This window comes from Catenulispora sp. MAP12-49 (assembly GCF_041262705.1).
Taxonomy (GTDB): domain Bacteria; phylum Actinomycetota; class Actinomycetes; order Streptomycetales; family Catenulisporaceae; genus Catenulispora.
This window is the reverse complement of the sequence record NZ_JBGCCP010000002.1, coordinates 373,889-391,349: the sequence shown is the minus strand read 5'-3', so window position 1 is coordinate 391,349 and position 17,461 is coordinate 373,889. Positions and strand designations below refer to the sequence as shown.

The window sequence follows — 17,461 nt, the reverse complement described above, 5'->3', positions numbered from 1 at the left end:
GATGAGCGAGCCCGAGTCCCGGCCCGCCGCGCCGACCGCGCCGACCGCGCCCGCCGCGCCCGCCGCGCCCGCCGCGCCGACCACGACCGCCACGACCACCGCGCCGACCGCGACCACCATCGAGGCCGTCTTCCGCGCCGAATACGGCCGCGCCGTCGCCGTCCTGGTCCGCGCCTTCGGCGACATCGACCTCGCCGAGGAGGCGGTCCAGGACGCCTTCGCCACGGCCGTGCAACGCTGGCCGATCGACGGCCCGCCCGCGTCCCCGGCCGGCTGGATCATCACCACCGCCCGCAACCGCGCCATCGACCGGCTCCGGCGGGAGGCGCGGCGCGAGGACCACCACGCCCAGGCGGCGCTGCTGCACGCCGCCGCAGACGACCCCTGCTCGGAGGACCCGGTGCGCGACGACCGCCTGCGTCTGATCTTCACCTGCTGCCATCCGGCCCTGGCCGCGCCGGCCCGCGTGGCCCTGACCCTGCGCCTGCTCGGCGGGCTGACCACGGCCGAGATCGCGCGGGCGTTCCTGGTCAGCGAGGCGACCATGTCGCAGCGGCTGGTGCGGGCCAAGGGCAAGATCCGGGACGCGCGCATCCCGTTCCGCGTCCCCTCGGAGGCCGAGCTGCCGGACCGGCTGCGTGCCGTGCTGGCCGTCGTCTACCTGATCTTCACCGAGGGACACTCGGCGACCTCCGGCGCGGAGCTGGTCCGCGCCGACCTGTGCGCCGAGGCGATCCGCCTGGCCCGCCTGCTCGCCGAGCTGATGCCCGACGAGCCCGAGGTCGCAGGGCTCCTGGCGCTGCTGCTGCTCACCGAGGCGCGGCGCCCGGCGCGCGTCGGGCCTGGCGGGGAGCTGGTCCTGCTCGCCGACCAGGACCGCGGCCGCTGGGACCGGGCCCTGATCGACCAGGGCCAGGACCTCGTCCGGGCCTGCCTGCGCCGCGGCCGGCCGGGGCCCTACCAGCTCCAGGCCGCCATCAACGCCGTGCACTGCGACGCCGCCCGCGCCGAGGACACCGACTGGCGCCAGATCCTCGCGCTGTATGACAGCCTCCTGTCCCTGGAACCCACTCCGGTCGTCGCCCTCAACCGGGCTGTCGCGCTGGCCGAGGCCCACGGTGTCGGCGCGGCATTGGACGTCGTCGACGAGCTCGCCGCCCCGCTCGCCGAGTACGGGCCCTACCACGCAGTGCGCGCCGATCTACTGCGCCGCGCCGGACGCCGGGCCGAGGCCGTCGCCGAATACGAACAGGCCGCCGCTTACGCCGGCAACGCCGCCGAACGGACATTCCTGCTCTCCCGGCGGAATGAGCTCATTAATACACCTTCGTAAAAGGTCGATACCGCCCACTTGGGCTATCAGGCATCGCGATCTCCTGTTCTGCCGAACCCGCCCCTCCCGCGTCACGGCCGCTCCGGCTTGGCAGCACCGGCAGACATGCACCATGATGGCCTCCGGTTACCCGCTGACGGGGATATCAGTTGGGGGCGTTCCGCGTATTCGGCACAGCACGCGGGAATCGGTGTTCGGGGGCGTGCCAGAGATCTCATCCGTTTCAGTCGCCCCTGTTTGCCGTCCTTGTCATGAGTGGGTTCACAGGGGAGGGGAACATGTCCGAAACCGCACCGGTCCACGGCCGGTCGAAGAATCTGGTCCTGGCGGCGATGATCTTCGCGGTCGCGATGACCTTCATCGACCAGACCATCGTGTCCATCGCGGTCCCGGAGATCCAGACCAAGCTGGGGCTGTCGGCGACCGGCGTGCAGTGGGCGGTCAACGCCTACCTGCTGGCGCTGGCCTCGATGTTCGCGTTCGGCGGCCGGCTGGCCGACACGCTGGGGCACCGCAAGATGGTGACGGTCGGCGTCATCGTCTTCGCCGGCGCCTCGGCGATGTGCGGCGCCACGCCCAAGGGCTCGCTGGCCGAGGCCTGGCTCATCGCCTTCCGCGCGCTGCAGGGCGTGGGCGGAGCGCTCATGTTCCCGGCCGCGCTGGCCATCGTCGTGCAGACCTACGAGGTGCGCGAGCGCGGCAAGGCGCTGGCCACGTTCTTCGGCATCTCCGGCGCGCTGACCGCGATCGGCCCGATCATGGGCGGCTTCCTCACGCAGTGGACGTGGCGCGCGATCTTCTGGGTCAACCTGCCGGTGGCCGCCGTCGCGCTGGTGCTGATCGTGCTGGCCAAGCCGGTCACCGACTTCCGCCCGGCCAAGATGGACTACCGCGGCCTGGCCCTGATCACCGGCGGCATCGTGCTGGGCGTCTTCGGCTTCCAGCAGGCCCCGCTGTGGGGCTGGAGCAACCCGGCGATCGGCCTGTGCATCGCCGCCGGCCTGGTCCTGCTCGTCGTGTTCTACCGCGTCGAGCGCGGGACCGAGTCGCCGCTGATCGACATGAACATCTTCAAGAACCGGACGTTCCTGGTCGAGAACATGGTCCTGGGCGTGTCGATGCTGGTGTTCGTCCCGCTGTTCCTGTTCTCCAGCGAGTACGCGCAGATCTCCCTGGGCAAGCAGGCCAAGGACGCCGGCGTCTTCCTGCTCTACTTCTTCATCGGCTTCGCCATCGCCACCCAGATCGGCGGCCGCATGCTGGACCGCATCGGCGCCAAGCGCCCGGTCACCATGGGCTGCGCCCTGGCCGCCGTGGGCTTCTTCCTGTGGGCCCAGAAGGTCACCACGCTCGACTTCGGCAAGCAGCAGTGGTTCATCGTCCTGGCCGGCGCCGGCATGGGCTTCATGCTCTCCCCGGCCAGCACCGACGCGGTGAACCAGGCCGGCCGCTACTCCTACGGCGAGGCCACCGGCATCACCCAGACCATCCGCAACTACGCGGCCAGCCTGGGCCTGGCGGTGCTCGGCACGACGCTGGTCTCCCGGATGCGCGTCAACGTCGCCAACCAGCTGGTCACCGAAGAGCACGTCCCGCGCGCGGCGGCCGACAAGGCGGCGGCGAGCCTGGCGCAGATGCAGAACAGCGGCTCTGGCTCCGGTTCTGGCTCCGGCTCTGGTTCCGGCTCCACGGGCAGCGGCGCACCGGACCTGTCGCAGATCCCGCACTTCTACAAGGTGGCCTTCGCGCAGTCCACCGCGACGATCTTCTACGCGATGGCCGGGATCATGGCGGTGGCCGCGATCGTGGCGTTCGTCGGGCTCAAGCGGGGCGTGGCCCCCGAGTCTGTCGAGACTGTCGACTCTGTGGAGGCAGGCGAGGCCGCGGTCTGAGCACCCCGCCGGTTCACCCCGGCGAAGGCGACGGTGCCGGCGCCGTCGTCGCCGCGGCTCGCGGGCGCAGCGTGAAGCTGATGCCCAGCGCGAGCGCGGTGACGGCGGCGCCGATCCACGCCGCGGCCGTGAAGCCCTCGTCGGACGGGAAGACGGCCCCGGCCGGCGTGTACGCCGCCAGCAGCAGGGCGCTCAGCGTGCTGCCGAGCGAGAAACCGATGCTGCGCACGACCTGGTTGACGCCCATGGCGCTCGCTGTCTCCTGCGCCGGCGTCACCTCCAGGATCACCGCCGGCATCGCCGCCGAGAACGCCCCGACGCCCAGCCCCAGCAGCGTCATCGCCACCAGCGGACCGGCGATCGTGCCGCGCGCCACGGCGAACACCGCGAACGCGGCGATCACCACCACGGTCGCCGCCGTGACCAGCGCCGCCGCCGACAGATACCGGCGCACCCACGGGCTGATCCGGCCCGCGGCGAACCCGACCACTGAGAACGGCACCAGGAACAGCCCGGCCGTGAACGTGCTTAAGCCGAAGCCGTAGCCGGCCACGCGCGGGGTCTGCACGTACCGGGTGATGCACGACAACAGCAGATACATCCCGACCCCGGCCACCAGCATCGCCGCGTTCGCCCCGGCCACCGCCCGGTGTCGCAGCAAGCGCAGATCGACCAGCGGGTTCGTCAGCGCGCGCTCGCGCAGCGTCCACGCCACGAGCACCAGCAGCCCCAGAACGACGCCGCCGACCGCCAGCGGCAGGTGGTGCTGCCACACACTGGCCTCGCCCAACACCAGCAGCAGCACCAGCACCCCCGCGGTGAGCAGCAGGCTCGCCACCGCGTCCGGCGGCGGGGCGACAGGCTGCTGCGACGCGGGGAAGAAGCGCAGCGCCACAAGCAGGGCCACCAGCGAAAGCCCCAGCGCGGCCGCATAGGCGAGCCGGATACCGCCCACATCGGTGAGATAGCCCGCCAGCGGATACCCGAAGCCCACCCCGGCCGTGGACGCCACCGAGATCATCGCGATCGTCGACGCGGCCCGCCCCCGGTCCAGGTGCTCGCGCGCCGAGGCCATCATCAGCGGACCCAGCGCCAGCCCGCACCCCTGCGCCGCCCGCCCCACCAACAGCGGCACCAGCGGCAGCGGCAGCACCGTCAGGACACTGCCGGCCACGATGACCCCGAGCGTGCCCAGCACGACCGGCCGCCGGCGCGCGCCGGACCCGAGCCGCCCGAGCACCGGCGTCGCCACGGCGCCGGCGAGCAGGGAGACGGTGAGCGTCCACTGCGCCGCCGCGAGCGAGACGTGCAGCGTGGTCGCCACGCTGGTGATCAGCGGCCCGCCGACGCTGCCGACCACCGCCATGACCACACCGATGAGCAGCAGAGCACGGGGGAGAGGGGTGGCGGCAGCCTCCGGCCCCGCCTGCGTGTCGGAGTCGGATCCCGCGGAGCCGGCGGCGGTCATCGGTTGGTCTCACCGGTGATGTGCGTGAACAAGCCGGGCTGGATCCGGGTCCGCACCCCCTGCGCCCACGGCTCGTCCACCTCGCGCACCTCCAGCGCCGCCCCGTTGTTCAGCAGCATCCCGAACGCCAGGAACGTCTTGACCGTCACCGGATCCAGCCCGGTCGTCCCCGCCACCACCTGCCACATCCCGGCAAAGCTCTCGCGCACCGCATCACGCACCTCCGGCTCACTGGCCGCCGCGAACCCCTGCAACTGCAACAGCAGCGCGGTGCGGTCGCCGAGCAGCGCGTCATAGGTCTGACCCATCGCCGACAACGCAGCCAACCCGGTGCTCTCCCCGGCGGCGTCCCGCATAGCACCGGTCAACTGCTCGAACGCTGATCGCACAACCTGAATGAAAAGGTTCTTCTTCGACCCGAACAACCGGAACACATACGCCTGCGTGATCCCGGCCCGCCGCGCGATCGTCTCGGTCGAGGTGCCGTGCAGCCCCCCGAGCGCGAACTCCTGCGCGGCGATCGCCAGAATCTGCGCCCGGCGCTCGCCGGCGGTCATCTTCGGTGGGGATGAGGGTGCCATGCAGGCATGTTACTACTCACTAACAAGTAACCACCAGGATGCGGAGGGAGGCTTGAGGGCGGAGGATAGAGGGTGGGACTAGCGGGGTGAGGTTATGCGAGCCCGGGTCATCGCAGTGATTGTGGCCGTGGGATGCGGTGCCGCAGGTTGTGCTTCGGCAGCGACCAGCCCTTCGGCGAAGCCGAGTTCCTCGCCTTCGCCGACATCCACTCAGGCTCCACCGACGACGATCACCAAGACCGTGACGCCCTCCGGGACTTCTTCCAGCGCGCCTGCCGCACCGGCGGTCACGCCGTCGCAGGCGTCCCAAGACCCGGCCTCCGTGGTCTCGGCCTTCTACGCGGCGATCAACGCACAGGACTACGCCACGGCCTGGAAGTTGGGAGGCGACAACCTCGGCTCCAGCTACAGCGCGTTCGCATCAGGCTTCGCAGGAACCGCACATGACTCCCTGACCATAACCGGGGTGCAGGGGAACACGGTCAACGTCCACCTCGAAGCGCTCCAGACAGACGGTTCGACGAAGGTCTACGACGGCTTCTACCTGGTCGGCAATGGTCAGATCACCGAGGGGAGACTGACTCAGAGCAACACCGTCGCGCCGCCGTCGCCCGGCACCCCGTCGCAGGGCGTCATCACAGACCCCAACGGCGGCTACTACGTACGCGGCGAGTTCTGCCCGGACGCCGACGTCGGCCTCACCACCACCGATGCCAACGGCAACACCCTGACCTGCGTCTTCGAATCAGGCGGCTTCCACTGGGAATGACCGTTTGCCGGGGCTGCGTCAGCGCGGCGGAGGCGGGGTCATGCGCGTCAGGTTAGCGGCGGGTGATCCGCTGTGAGGTGCTGCGTCGCGGCGGTGTAGCCCCGCCGCAGCGCGATGGGGGCGCGGCCCGGTGCGGTCCACTCGATCATGTAGCGCAGTTGCAGGGTCCGGTGCCAGCGTGCTCCGGGCAGGGTGCGCAGTGCGGTCTGCTTCGACTCGGTCCAGGACGGTATGGCGTCGAAGCTCATCGGCATGCCGTCCGGGCCGGACTTGCCGTGGTGGGCCAGGCGGATGGTGTGCACTATCGGGACCTGCGCGGCGGCTATCAGCCAGTCCACGGCTGAGCGGCTCATCGCCAGGCCGGCCACTGCCAGGCGGCCGCCGGGCTCGAGCAGGGAGGCCATGGCTTGCAGCGCTTCCTCGGGGTCCATGTGGTGCAGGGCGGCGACGGAGGTGACGAAGCTGAAGGAGTGCCGGGGGAGGACGCCGTCGCGGACCGCGGTCAGGAAGTCGGCCTCGACCACCTCGACGTCCAGGCCGGCGGTGCGGCGGCGGGCCTGCTCGGCCATCGCCGGTGCGGCGTCCAGGGCCACGACCCACCTGGCGCGCGCGGCGAGCTTGCGCGCGAGCAGGCCGTCGCCGCAGCCGACGTCCAGGGCCGAGCGGCAGTCCGGCGGCATCGCGCGCACGATGCGGGCGTGGTGCGCGACGTTGTGGTTCCAGTAGTCCGTCACACTTGATCAGACGCCGTGGGGCGGGCGACTGGTTCGAAGTGTCGTGTAACAACCGCGGTTACCTGAAGTGCACCAGAATCCGCCCGGCGTTGTTCGGGTCCTCCTCGACCCGCGCGTACAGGCGCCGCAGCTGCCGCTGTTCCAGGAAGGCCATGACCCGGTGCTTCAGCGTGCCGGAGCCGCGGCCGGGGATGATCTGAAGAACGTCGACGCCGGTCGCCGAGCAGCGGAACAGGGCCTGCTGGACCGCGCGGTAGATGGCGCGGTCGTCGCGGAAGACGCCGTGCAGGTCGAGGGTCTCCATGCGGGGCCTCCCGGTGGTCGGTGCGCGAGTGCTAGTCGTCCAGGACGGTGATGGACCAGACGGATTTCTCCTCCATCGCCATGTACAGAACCCCTGCGCCGACCGGCAAGGTCGTACCCTCTCGGAAGGCGCCGGAGCGACGCCAGCCGTAGATGGCCTCGGGGTCGAACGCGACGTCGTCGAGCTGGCGCCGGTACTCGGCCAGGGCGATGGTCGGCTCGTCGCGGATCTGCACGGCCTCGGCATGGTCGGGGCTGGTCACCTTGGCCAACTGGGCTTCCAGCGCTGCGACTCTGGCCACCAGCGCGTCATGTTCCGCGGCCTTCGTCGCCAGGGCGTTCAGCCGGGCCTCGTGAGCGCTCACCTTCTCGGCGAGCCGGCCGACCAGTTCGGAGAGCTTGGACATGGGCGACATCCTCACACGATAGCGATTTCACACTCTCACCCTCAGGTCGAGCATGACCCTGAAGCTCGACGTGAACCAGGGCCTTGACCTGGGAGGCTTGTGCGCCCTACTGTCGCGCATCAGTTAGTAATCCTTACTGACGAAAAAGCGGAGGGCCCGTGAAGCGTATCCGAACCACCCTCGCGACCGCCGTGGTCGCGCTGGCCACCGCCGCGTCGCTGACCGGCGCCACGGCGTCGGCCGACTGCCGGCAGCTGCCCAGGCACATCTTCGCGCCCTACTTCGAGGGCTACACCGCCGACAGCCCGGCCGCGCTGGCCGCCGCCTCCGGCAACAAGTACCTGACGCTGGCGTTCATCCAGACCCCGGCGCCGGGGTCGTGCGACATCGACTGGAACGGGGACCCCGCCGCGCCGATCGCCTGGTCGCACTACGGCGCCGACATCGCCAAGATCCGGGCGGCCGGGGGAGACGTCGTGCCCTCCTTCGGGGGCTACAACGCCGACCACGGGCAGGAGGAGATCGCCGACAGCTGCACCGACGTGAACAAGATCGCGCAGGATTACGAGTCGGTGGTCACCACCTACGGCGTCACGCGGCTGGACTTCGACGTCGAGGACTACTCCGAGACCAACGCCGCCGGGGTCGACCGGCGGAACAAGGCGATCAAGATCGTCGAGGACTGGGCCGCGCGGACCGGGCGGCGGGTGGAGTTCGTCTACACCGTCGGCACCAACATGACCGGGCTGAACGTGCCGACCGGCGTCGGCGTGCTCCAGAACGCCGTCGCGAACCACGCCCGGATCGACATCGTCAACATCATGACGTTCGACTACTACGACGACCAGCCGCACGAGATGGCCGCCGACACCGCCACGGCCGCGGCCGCCGTGGTGCGGCAGCTGCGCGCGATCTACCCGCACGAGTCCGACGCAGAGCTCTACCACCACCTCGGCGTCACCGAGATGATCGGCATCGACGACTTCGGCCCGCCGGAGGTCACCACCACCGCCGACGCCGTCGCCATCGAGCGCTGGGCGGCGGGCAAGGGGCTGGCGGAGCTGTCGTTCTGGGCCCTGGAGCGGGACAACGGCGGCTGCGTCGGGACGGCCGGCAGCGACAGCTGCTCGGGCATCGCGCAGAACACGTGGCAGTTCAGCAAGACCTTCGAGGCGTTCACCAAGCGCTAGCCGGGCTCGCAGGCTTTCGGGCGCCGGACTCGAAGGCTCCTGCGCCCGAAGGCTCCCGGGCTCGCAGGGTCATGCGGACGGCGCCGTGGAGTTGCCCACGGCGCCCCGCCTGCGAGCCTGGATCCATGTCCGAACAAGCTGCCGCCGCCGGCCGTCCCCGGGTCCTGTTCATCGTCAGTGCCGCGCACCAGCTGACGATGAAGGACGCCACGCTGCACACCACCGGCTTCTGGGCCGAGGAACTGCTGGTCCCCTACAAGGCGTTCACCGAGGCCGGGTTCGACGTCAAGTTCACCACCCCGGCCGGCCTGGTCCCGCAGGCGGACCCGCGCAGCCTCAACGCCCACGACGGCGCCGAACTGGACCACCTCCCCGACCTGCGCACCCCGCTGGTCCTGGACGACGTCGAGACCGGCGGCTACGAGGCGGTCTTCGTCCCCGGCGGCCACGCCCCGCTGGAGGACCTGGCCACCGACGAGGTCGCCGGCCGCCTGCTCACCGAGGCCCTGGCCGCGGGCAAGCCGGTCGGCGCCGTCTGCCACGGCCCGGCCGCCTTCCTGGCCGCCCGCCGCGACGACGGCACCCCGACCGTCGCCGGCTACCGCCTCACCGCCTTCACCGACGAGGAGGAGCGCCAGGGCGGCCTCGCCGACAACATGCGCTACCTGCTGGAGGACCAGCTCGTCGCGCTCGGCGCCGACTTCGTCGAGGGGCCGGCGTTCCAGGCGCACACCGAGACCGACCGGAATCTGCACACCGGGCAGAACCCGCAGTCCTCGGCGCAGATCGCCTCGGACATGCTGGAGGCCTTGGGGAGGTAGGGCGCCGTGGTGGTGGGGCTCAGTACCGCAGCACCGCCGCCACCCCCGCCGCGTCCGCCAACGTCCCGTCCGGCACGAACAGCACCAGCGCGCCGCTCTCCACAGCGTTCTCGACCAGTTGCTCGACGATGTCGGTGTCCACACCCGGCTCCGGCGGCTCGAAGTCCTCCTTCGGCTGCGGCAGCGTGACCGGTTCGGGGTAGGGCACGGTCTTCAGCTCGCGGCCGTCGCCGTCGGCCGTGCCGGCGATCAGCAGGCCCTCCTCGACGAGCAGCCGCTGCACCCGCTTGTCGGCGACCGCCGTCCACACCTCCGCCGGGCCGCCGGCGTAGCGGTTCTGGGAGCGCGAGTCCTCCAGGTCCCGCACCGCCTCGGCGACCTGCTTCGCGCGGTACGCCTCGACCGCCGGGGCCACGCGCTTGGCCAGCTCGGCTGGCGTGTCCTTGTCCATGCCGGTCAGCGGCAGGGTGTCGGCGACCAGGTCGCGGTAGCCGGTGAGATCCAGGAAGGCCGCGAGGATCTTGTCGCCGCCGATGACGAACAGCGGCAGGCCGTTGTGGGCCTTCAGGGCGCGGCCGAGGTTCTTGTCGACGGTGCGCAAGTACTGCTTGACGTACTCCTCGTGCGCCTCGTACGGCTGCGCGCGCGGGATGGGACCGGGGACCGCGTCCTCCGGCGAGGGGATGGCCGGGGCGTCGGGGAAGCCGTGCTGCTGCACCTCGCGCAGCCGCGAGGCCGAGCCCCGGTAAAGCCGGCACATCTCCTGGTCCAGGACCAGCACCAGGTACGGCCACGCGCGCTGCTCGGCGGCGGCCAGGTAGCGCGTCAGGTACCGGTCGGCGAACTCCACCCGGGGCAGCACCTCGGCGTCGGTCGGCACCTGCCAGACCTGCGCCGGGTCCGTGGCGCTGAGGTAGACGACCAGCTCGCCGGCCGGGACGCCCGGGTCGACCAGCTCGGCGACGGTGTCCGGGGTGAGCTTGCCGTCGCGCAGCGCCAGCCGCACGTCGCGCTCGACGTCTTGGTCCTCGGCCAGCTGGCGCTGCGCCTCGGTGATCAGCCCGCGCAGCAGGATGCGGTCCTTCTCGCTGAAGGGCGCCTTGGGGTCCACCGGCATGACCATGGTCACCGCCGGATAGGGACGGCGGGTGCGCAGTGTGGCCAGGGTTTCGGGCGTCAGTTCGGAGATGTCCACCCCGCCACTGTCACCCCGGCGGGCGGCGGGGACCTGTCGCCTAATCCATTCGTGTGGTTGTTCGGGTGCCGGACCGGCCGGATCTGCCGCATGTCCAGATCAGTCGGATCGGCCGGCGCGGGCCGGCGGCCGGCCTCACAGCCCGGCCGCCGCCGTCTATTGTGCCGCGACCCTCGACCGCGGCGCACGGGTCGTCACGGTGTTCGACTCCGGCCTGGTGCCGGCTTTCGAGCGCGTGATCGTCACCTTCAGGTTCTTCATCAGCGGCTGGTCGCTCTGCGTGCTGTAGTCCTTGATGCCGACCAGCACGTTCATCTCCGGCATGTAGCCGGCGGCGCAGCCGCGCGGGACGGCGTACTCCACGGCCAGGAAGCCGTTCAGCGTGCGCTTCGAGCCGTCCTTGGAGGTCGCGACGATGTCCACCGGGTCGAGCTGCCCGAGGCCGCGCTCGCGCATGTCCTGCTTGTTCATGAACACCAGGGCCCGCAGGTTCTTGACGCCCCGGTAGCGGTCGTCGTCGCTGTAGATCGTGGTGTTCCACTGGTCGTGCGAGCGCATCGTGCCCAGCAGGAGCGTGCCGGGGGCCGGGACGTTGTCGGTCAGCGCCGCCGCGGAGAACTCGGCCTTGCCCGAGGGGGTCAGGAAGACCAGCTCGCGGGCCGGCTGCTTGATGCGGAAGCCGAGGGGGAGCCGGACGCGCCGGTTGAAGTCCTCGAAGCCGTCCAGGACCTTGGCCATGGTGTCGCGGATGCGGTCGTAGTCCTCGATGTACCAGTCCCACGGCGTCTTGGTCTTCGGCAGCGCGGCCTTGGCGATCCCGGCGATGATCGCGGGCTCCGACATCAGGTACGGCGAGGCCGGCTTCTTCATCCCGAGGCTCAGGTGCACCATGCTCATCGAGTCCTCGACCGACACGTGCTGCACGCCGCCGCGCTGGTGGTCCTTCTCCGTGCGGCCCAGGCACGGCAGGATCAGCGCCTTCTTGCCGTGGACCAGGTGGCTGCGGTTCAGCTTGGTGCTGACGTGGAAGGTCAGCTCGCAGGTGCGCAGCGCCTCGTAGGTGTAGCGGGTGTCCGGGGCGGCCAGGGCGAAGTTGCCGCCCATGCCGCAGAACACCTTCACCTCGCCGCGGTGCATGGCCTGCACGGTGCGGACCGTGTCCAGGCCGAACGCGCGCGGCGGGTCGATCTGGCAGACCTCGGCCAGCCGGTCCAGGAACGCCGTCGCGGGGCGGTGGTCGATGCCGCAGGTGCGGTTGCCCTGCACGTTGCTGTGCCCGCGCACCGGCGAGGGGCCGGCGCCCTCGCGGCCGATGTTGCCGCGCAGCAGCAGGAGGTTGACGATCTCGCGGATGGTGTCGACGCCGTGCTCGTGCTGGGTGATGCCCAGGCACCAGCTGATGACGCTGCGGTCGGCGTCGCGGTAGACCTGCGCGGCCTTGACGATGTCCTGGCGGCCGACGCCCGACTGCTGTTCGAGCTCGTCCCAGCTCGTGGCCTCGACCACGGCGCGGTAGTCCTCGAAGCCCTGCGTGTGCCGGTCGAGGAACTCCTGGTCGACCGTCTTGGGGTCGCCCTGGGCCCACTCCAGCATGGCCTTGGCCATGCCCCGGATCAGCGCCATGTCGCCGCCGATGCGCGGCTGGATGTTCAGGGTGCTGGTCTTCGTGGCCTTGTTCACGGCCATCTGTGCGAACTCGTGCGGCACGATCGTGCGCGTGGCGGCGGCCTCGATGAGCGGGTTGATGTGCACGATCTGCGCGCCGCGCCGGTAGGCCTCGGCCAGCGTGGTCAGCATGCGCGGGGCGTTGGAGGCGGCGTTGACGCCCAGGATGAACAGGGCGTCGGTGCTCTCCCAGTCCCTCAGGTCGCAGGTGCCCTTGTCGGTGCCCAGGGCCGCGGTCAGACCCCGGCCGCTGGCCTCGTGGCACATGTTGGAGCAGTCCGGCAGGTTGTTCGTGCCCAGCTCGCGCGCCATCAGCTGGTACAGGAACGTGGCCTCGTTGCCCAGCCGGCCCGAGGTGTAGTACGCGGCCTGGTTCGGGTCGTCGAGCTCGCGCAGGGTGCGCCCGATCAGCTCGAAGGCGTCCTTCCAGCCGATCGGCACGTAGTGGTCGGTCTCGGCGTCGTAGACCAGCGGCTCGGTGAGCCGGCCCTGGTCCTCCAGCGCGAAGTCGGACCACTGCTCCAGCTCGGAGACGGTGTGCGCGGCGAAGAACTCGCGGCCGGCGCGCTTGCGGGTCATCTCCCAGGTGACGTGCTTGATGCCGTTCTCGCAGATGTCCAGGTGGATGCCCTTCAGGGAATCCGGCCAGGCGCATCCGGGGCAGTCGAAACCGCCGTTCTCGTGGTTCATCTTCAGGATCGCCCGCGTGCCCTCGCGCAGCTCGCCCTGGTCCAGCAGCACTTTGGTGACGCTCTTGGCGGCGCCCCAGCCGGCGGCCGGATGGTGGTAGGGGTGCGAGCTCGGCGGCGCCTCCGGGGCGGCTCCGACCGAGGGTTCCAGCGGCGGCTCGGGCTGCTTGGCGGCGTCCTGCGAGGAGTTCACGGCGACCACTGTCCGCCGGTCGGCGGCACCGGCGCTACCCGGATGGCCCATTCAGGGCGTCAGATCCGTACCCTGGGAGATCCAACCCACGAGAATTGCTGTACTTGCGCTCACTTCGGGACCGCTCACTTCGGGACAGGAGCCGCGTTGACGCGTGTCGAGCTGCGGTCCGGCTGGCGCCGGGAGGCGCTGCGCACCAGCCTGTGGTGGGTGCCGACGCTGGAGGTCGGGGCGGCGTTCCTGCTGTTCTGGGGCGGCTACGTGCTCGACCGCGCGGCCTACAACGGCTCGGTGAAGCTGCCGTCCTGGGTGATCAGCGGCACCGCCGACGCCTCCCGGCAGATCCTGGCCGCGCTGGCCGCCGCCATCATCACCGTGATCGGCGTGGTGTTCTCGGTGATCCTGGTGGCCCTGACGCTGGCCGCCAGCCAGCTCGGGCCGCGCATGCTGCGCAACTTCATGCGCGACCGCGGGACCCAGTGGACGCTGGGCACCTTCGTCGGCACCTTCACCTTCGCCATCCTGGTCCTGATCTCCATCGGCCCCGGCAAACACGGCGACTTCGTCCCGCACGCCTCCATCAGCGCGGTGCTGTTCCTGTCGCTGCTGGACGTCTTCATCCTGATCTACTTCATCCACCACATCGCGGTGCAGATCCAGCTGCCCTACGTCATCGCCTCCATCGCCGGCGACGTGGCCAAGGCGATCGAGGACGAGGCCGTCCCGCCGGCCGGAGGGCCGAAGCTGGGGCCCGCGCCGCGGGAGATCCTGGCCGCGATGGAGGCCGAGCACGGCGTGGTGACCGCCTCGGAGAGCGGATACCTGCAGTACGTCTCGCACAGCATGCTGGTCCGCATCGCCACCGACGCCGACGCGGTGATCCACCTGCTCTACCGCCCCGGGCACTTCATCGTCGCCGGCCGCCTGCTGGCCACCGTGACCCCGCCGGAAGCCGCGCCGCACGTCAAGGAGGCCCTGCGGCGCGCGCACCTGAACGGCCCCTACCGCTCCCTGACCCAGGACATCTCCTTCGGCATCGACCAGCTGGTGGAGATCGCCGTCCGGGCGCTGTCCCCGGCAGTGAACGACCCCTTCACCGCGCTGACCTGCATCGACTGGCTCGGCGACAGCCTGCGCCAGGTCGCGCTGCACTGGAACCCGCAGGTGGTGCACCGCGACCGGGCCGGGTACGTACGGCTGATCCGGACGCAGGCCTCCTACGACCGGCTGGTCCGGCGCGGGTTCGAGAAGATCCGCCAGGCCAGCCTCGGGGTGCCCTCGGTGATGATCCGGGAGCTGCAGGCGCTGCGGGAGATCATGGCGCAGGCGCCGCGCGCGGAGCAGTACGCGGTGCTGCGGGAGCAGGCGGACATGATCGAGATGGCGGCTGAGCAGTCGATTCCGGAGACGCGGGATCTGGCTGACGTGATGAGTGCTTACAACGCGCTGGTGGCGCTGCATGAGCGGTTGTTGCGGGAGACAGGGGACTAGCTCAGACCCCGGTCCGGCCGTCGACGAGCTCACGGACGACATCCAGGTGGCCGTTGTGGCGGGACGTCTCCTCGATGAGATGGAGCAGCACCCACCGGAGGTCGACGTGGCGGCCGTCGCTGATGGCGCGCTTGGCCGTCGAGTCCAGGTCGTACTCTGACATCAGGAGGCGGTAGCGCGCGCTCTGCTCCTCGTACTCGGCGAGAAGCCGCGGCAGGGGGATGTCGACCGCGGCTCGCATCTCAGGGTCGGGATCATCGTCGGTCGCCTCGGCGAGCAGCCCCGTGAGTTCCTCGCCGAGGAACATCACTTGGATCCAGTAGTACTCCACCCAGCGCAGATGGCTGATCAGTCCGCACAGCGTCATCAACGGCGAAGCCGGAAGCGGGGCCTTGCGGGCGTCTTCGGCGGACACGCCCTCGCACTTGGTGCGTGCGGTGTCGCGGGCGTAGTCCAGAAAAGTGGTCAGTTGCGTTCGCTCGTCCCACGTGGGAGGCGTATCGGTTCGTTGAGTCATCGCGCGCAGTTTAGGCCCGGGATGCTGGAGGGCGGCGGCTATTTTCCGTGGCCGCCCGGGTTTCCGTGGCCGCCTGAGATTCTGTGGCCGCTTGAGATTCTGTGGCTGCCCAGATGGCGAGGAGCTTGAGCCGGTCCTCGGACGCGGTGCCGGGCTCGGCGGTGTAGACGACCAGCTCGCGCTCGGCCGAGCCGGGCAGCGGGAGGTCCAGGGACTGGAAGGCCAGTTCCAGGCGGCCGACGTCGGGGTGCTGAAGCTGTTTGACGCCGTCGTGGCGCATCAGGACGTCGTGCGCGGCCCATCGGCCGCGGAACTCGGGGCTGAGGGTGGACAGCTCGTCGGTCAGGTCGCGCAGTGCGGGGTCGCGCGGTCGGCGTCCGACCTCGGCGCGCAGCAGGGCGGCGGTGGCGCTGGCGGCGGCGTCCCAGTCGACGAAGAAGTCGTGCGCGCCGGGGTCGAGGAAGATGTAGCGGGCGAGGTTGGGGCGGCCGTGTTCGTCGCCGGTGGTGCTGTCGAACATCGGTGCGAACAGGGCCCGGGCCAGGGCGTTGGCGGCGACGATGGCGGTGCGGCCGTCGCGGACGAACGCCGAGGACGCCGTCATGGAGTCGAGTAGCCACTGGACCTGGGGCGGGACCTCGGCGTCTCTGCGATGCGGCGGCGTGTGGCTAGTGCGGCTCGTGCCGCTCTCCCGCCGCGATGACCGGGCCAGGTCGAACAGGTAAGTGCGTTCGTCGTCGTCCAGCCGCAGGGCGCGGGCGACCGCGTCCAGGACGTCCTCGGACACGCCGCCGATGTGCCCCTTCTCCAGCCGCGTGTACCACTCCGTGCTCACGCCGGCCAGGACGGCGACCTCCTCGCGCCGCAGGCCGGGGACCCGGCGGCGGGCGCCGGTCGGCAGTCCGGCCTGCGCCGGGGTGATCTTGGCGCGCCGGCCGGCCAGGAAGTCCCGGATCTCGCCGCGGGTTCCGGGCGGTTGGTCCATGTCCGTCATGGTAACCGCTGGTCACGCCGCGAAGGGGGTTGAGCTTGTACCCCCTATAAACGCGGCCTTCTTCGGCGGCGGCGGACGCGATCTCCTGGGGATCGGACCTTCCAGTCCGGTCGCAAGATCGCAAGATCGCTAGAACTACCAACGGAGACAAGACATGACGAACAAGGCGCTGACTGTGCCGGAGGTGGCATTGGGCACGTGGGCCTGGGGCGACAGCGGAACGGCGGGCGAGGGCTACTTCGGCAGTCAGCTGAGCGAGGCCGGCCTGCGGGAGGTCGTCGACAAGGCGCAGTCGAACGGGTTCACCTTGTGGGACACCGCCGTGGTGTACGGCATGGGCCGCTCGGAGACGGTCCTCGCCCAGGCGCTGAAGGGCTATGACCGCGGCGAGTACCAGCTGTCGACGAAGTTCACTCCGCAGGTCGCCGGCGACGGCGCCGACCCGGTCGCGGACATGCTGGAGCAGAGCCTGGAGCGGATGAACACGGACTACGTGGATCTCCTGTGGATCCACAATCCCGCCGACGTGGCACGGTGGACACCGCTGCTGATCCCGCTGCTCAGGAGCGGCGCCGTCAAGCATGTCGGCGTCTCGAACCACAACCTGGAGCAGATCGCCCTCGCCGATGAGATCCTCGGCGAGGCCGGCTTTCGCGTGGCGGCCGTCCAGAACCACTTCAGCCTGCTGCACCGGGGCTCCGAGCGCGCGGGCATCCTCGAGCACTGCCGGAAGATCGACGTGCCGTTCTTCTCCTACATGGTCCTGGAGCAGGGGGCGCTGACCGGCAGGTACAGCCCCGCCAATCCGCTGCCGGAGGGGAGCAACCGGGCGGCCGCGTACAACGGCATCCTGCCCCGACTGCAAGCGCTGACGGACCGGATGGCGGCCGTCGGTGGGGAGCGCGGCGCCTCGGCCGCCGATGTCGCCACCGCCTGGGCCATCGCCAAGGGGACGACCCCGATCGTCGGGGTCACGAAGGCGGGCTACATCGACGGGTTGGTCCGGGCCCGCGGCATCGAGCTCGCCGACGAGGAGATCGTGGAGCTGGAGGCCCTGGCGGATGCCGCGGGCGTCGACACGCGCGGGTGGTGGGAGCAGGAGATGTGAGGCGCCGCGGGACGGCCGGTTCGGGGGCGATCGGATTGCAGACGACCGCTTCGGGGGCGATCGGATTGCAGGCGATCGGTTCGGGGGCGATCGGTTCGCGGGCTCAGGGGC

16 protein-coding genes are annotated in these 17,461 nt (G+C 70.6%); 7 read left to right on the top strand and 9 right to left on the bottom strand.

The features are described from left to right. Window position 1 precedes the first annotated feature (1 nt). Window positions 2–1,333 (top strand): RNA polymerase sigma factor, encoded by a 1,332-nt coding sequence (locus ABIA35_RS05875; RefSeq protein WP_370357147.1) that lies wholly within the window; start codon window positions 2–4, stop codon window positions 1,331–1,333. Between the two features lie 278 nt (window positions 1,334–1,611). Next, window positions 1,612–3,225: an MFS transporter gene (locus ABIA35_RS05870; protein WP_370357146.1), complete on the top strand. Its 1,614-nt coding sequence runs from the start codon at window positions 1,612–1,614 to the stop codon at window positions 3,223–3,225. Between the two features lie 13 nt (window positions 3,226–3,238). On the opposite strand, the gene ABIA35_RS05865 is transcribed toward ABIA35_RS05870, so the two are convergent. Then, a complete protein-coding gene (locus tag ABIA35_RS05865; protein ID WP_370357145.1) occupies window positions 3,239–4,693 on the bottom strand; it encodes an MFS transporter in 1,455 nt (484 codons plus the stop codon). Then, complete coding sequence (locus ABIA35_RS05860; RefSeq protein WP_370357403.1) at window positions 4,690–5,250, bottom strand: TetR/AcrR family transcriptional regulator; 561 nt, start codon at window positions 5,248–5,250, stop codon at window positions 4,690–4,692. Before ABIA35_RS05860 ends, ABIA35_RS05865 begins: the two co-directional genes overlap by 4 nt. A gap of 265 nt (window positions 5,251–5,515) precedes the next feature. Between ABIA35_RS05860 and ABIA35_RS05855 the strand changes: the two genes are divergently transcribed. Continuing rightward, a complete protein-coding gene (locus ABIA35_RS05855; protein ID WP_370357144.1) occupies window positions 5,516–6,043 on the top strand; it encodes a hypothetical protein in 528 nt (175 codons plus the stop codon). Between the two features lie 47 nt (window positions 6,044–6,090). On the opposite strand, the gene ABIA35_RS05850 is transcribed toward ABIA35_RS05855, so the two are convergent. From ABIA35_RS05850 to ABIA35_RS05840, 3 genes are read right to left on the bottom strand one after another with little or no spacing between them, the layout of a single operon-like run. Next, complete coding sequence (locus tag ABIA35_RS05850; RefSeq protein ID WP_370357143.1) at window positions 6,091–6,777, bottom strand: class I SAM-dependent methyltransferase; 687 nt, start codon at window positions 6,775–6,777, stop codon at window positions 6,091–6,093. A 58-nt stretch (window positions 6,778–6,835) separates the two neighbouring features. After that, window positions 6,836–7,081 (bottom strand): Smr/MutS family protein, encoded by a 246-nt coding sequence (locus tag ABIA35_RS05845; protein WP_370357142.1) that lies wholly within the window; start codon window positions 7,079–7,081, stop codon window positions 6,836–6,838. A 31-nt stretch (window positions 7,082–7,112) separates the two neighbouring features. After that, window positions 7,113–7,487: a hypothetical protein gene (locus ABIA35_RS05840; protein ID WP_370357141.1), complete on the bottom strand. Its 375-nt coding sequence runs from the start codon at window positions 7,485–7,487 to the stop codon at window positions 7,113–7,115. Window positions 7,488–7,645: 158 nt separating this feature from the next. On the opposite strand from ABIA35_RS05840, the gene ABIA35_RS05835 reads away from it, so the two are divergent. Both ABIA35_RS05835 and ABIA35_RS05830 read left to right on the top strand, forming a co-directional pair. Then, window positions 7,646–8,677 (top strand): glycosyl hydrolase family 18 protein, encoded by a 1,032-nt coding sequence (locus tag ABIA35_RS05835; RefSeq protein WP_370357140.1) that lies wholly within the window; start codon window positions 7,646–7,648, stop codon window positions 8,675–8,677. Between the two features lie 125 nt (window positions 8,678–8,802). Further along, window positions 8,803–9,498, top strand: coding sequence for a type 1 glutamine amidotransferase domain-containing protein (locus ABIA35_RS05830; RefSeq protein WP_370357139.1), 696 nt, complete (start codon window positions 8,803–8,805; stop codon window positions 9,496–9,498). Between the two features lie 19 nt (window positions 9,499–9,517). Here ABIA35_RS05830 and ABIA35_RS05825 read toward each other — a convergent pair whose 3' ends face one another. Further along, window positions 9,518–10,693, bottom strand: a complete 1,176-nt coding sequence (locus ABIA35_RS05825) for a hypothetical protein (RefSeq protein ID WP_370357138.1) — start codon at window positions 10,691–10,693, stop codon at window positions 9,518–9,520. A 156-nt stretch (window positions 10,694–10,849) separates the two neighbouring features. Continuing rightward, window positions 10,850–13,198, bottom strand: a complete 2,349-nt coding sequence (locus ABIA35_RS05820) for an FdhF/YdeP family oxidoreductase (RefSeq protein ID WP_370357402.1) — start codon at window positions 13,196–13,198, stop codon at window positions 10,850–10,852. Between the two features lie 189 nt (window positions 13,199–13,387). On the opposite strand from ABIA35_RS05820, the gene ABIA35_RS05815 reads away from it, so the two are divergent. Further along, window positions 13,388–14,731 (top strand): DUF2254 domain-containing protein, encoded by a 1,344-nt coding sequence (locus ABIA35_RS05815; protein ID WP_370357137.1) that lies wholly within the window; start codon window positions 13,388–13,390, stop codon window positions 14,729–14,731. Window position 14,732: 1 nt separating this feature from the next. Here the strand turns inward: ABIA35_RS05815 and ABIA35_RS05810 are convergent, their stop codons facing one another. After that, window positions 14,733–15,248, bottom strand: coding sequence for a DinB family protein (locus ABIA35_RS05810; protein ID WP_370357135.1), 516 nt, complete (start codon window positions 15,246–15,248; stop codon window positions 14,733–14,735). A gap of 10 nt (window positions 15,249–15,258) precedes the next feature. Beyond that, window positions 15,259–16,233, bottom strand: coding sequence for a helix-turn-helix transcriptional regulator (locus tag ABIA35_RS05805; protein WP_370357134.1), 975 nt, complete (start codon window positions 16,231–16,233; stop codon window positions 15,259–15,261). Between the two features lie 163 nt (window positions 16,234–16,396). Between ABIA35_RS05805 and ABIA35_RS05800 the strand changes: the two genes are divergently transcribed. Then, window positions 16,397–17,350: an aldo/keto reductase gene (locus ABIA35_RS05800; protein ID WP_370357133.1), complete on the top strand. Its 954-nt coding sequence runs from the start codon at window positions 16,397–16,399 to the stop codon at window positions 17,348–17,350. Window positions 17,351–17,461 lie beyond the last annotated feature (111 nt).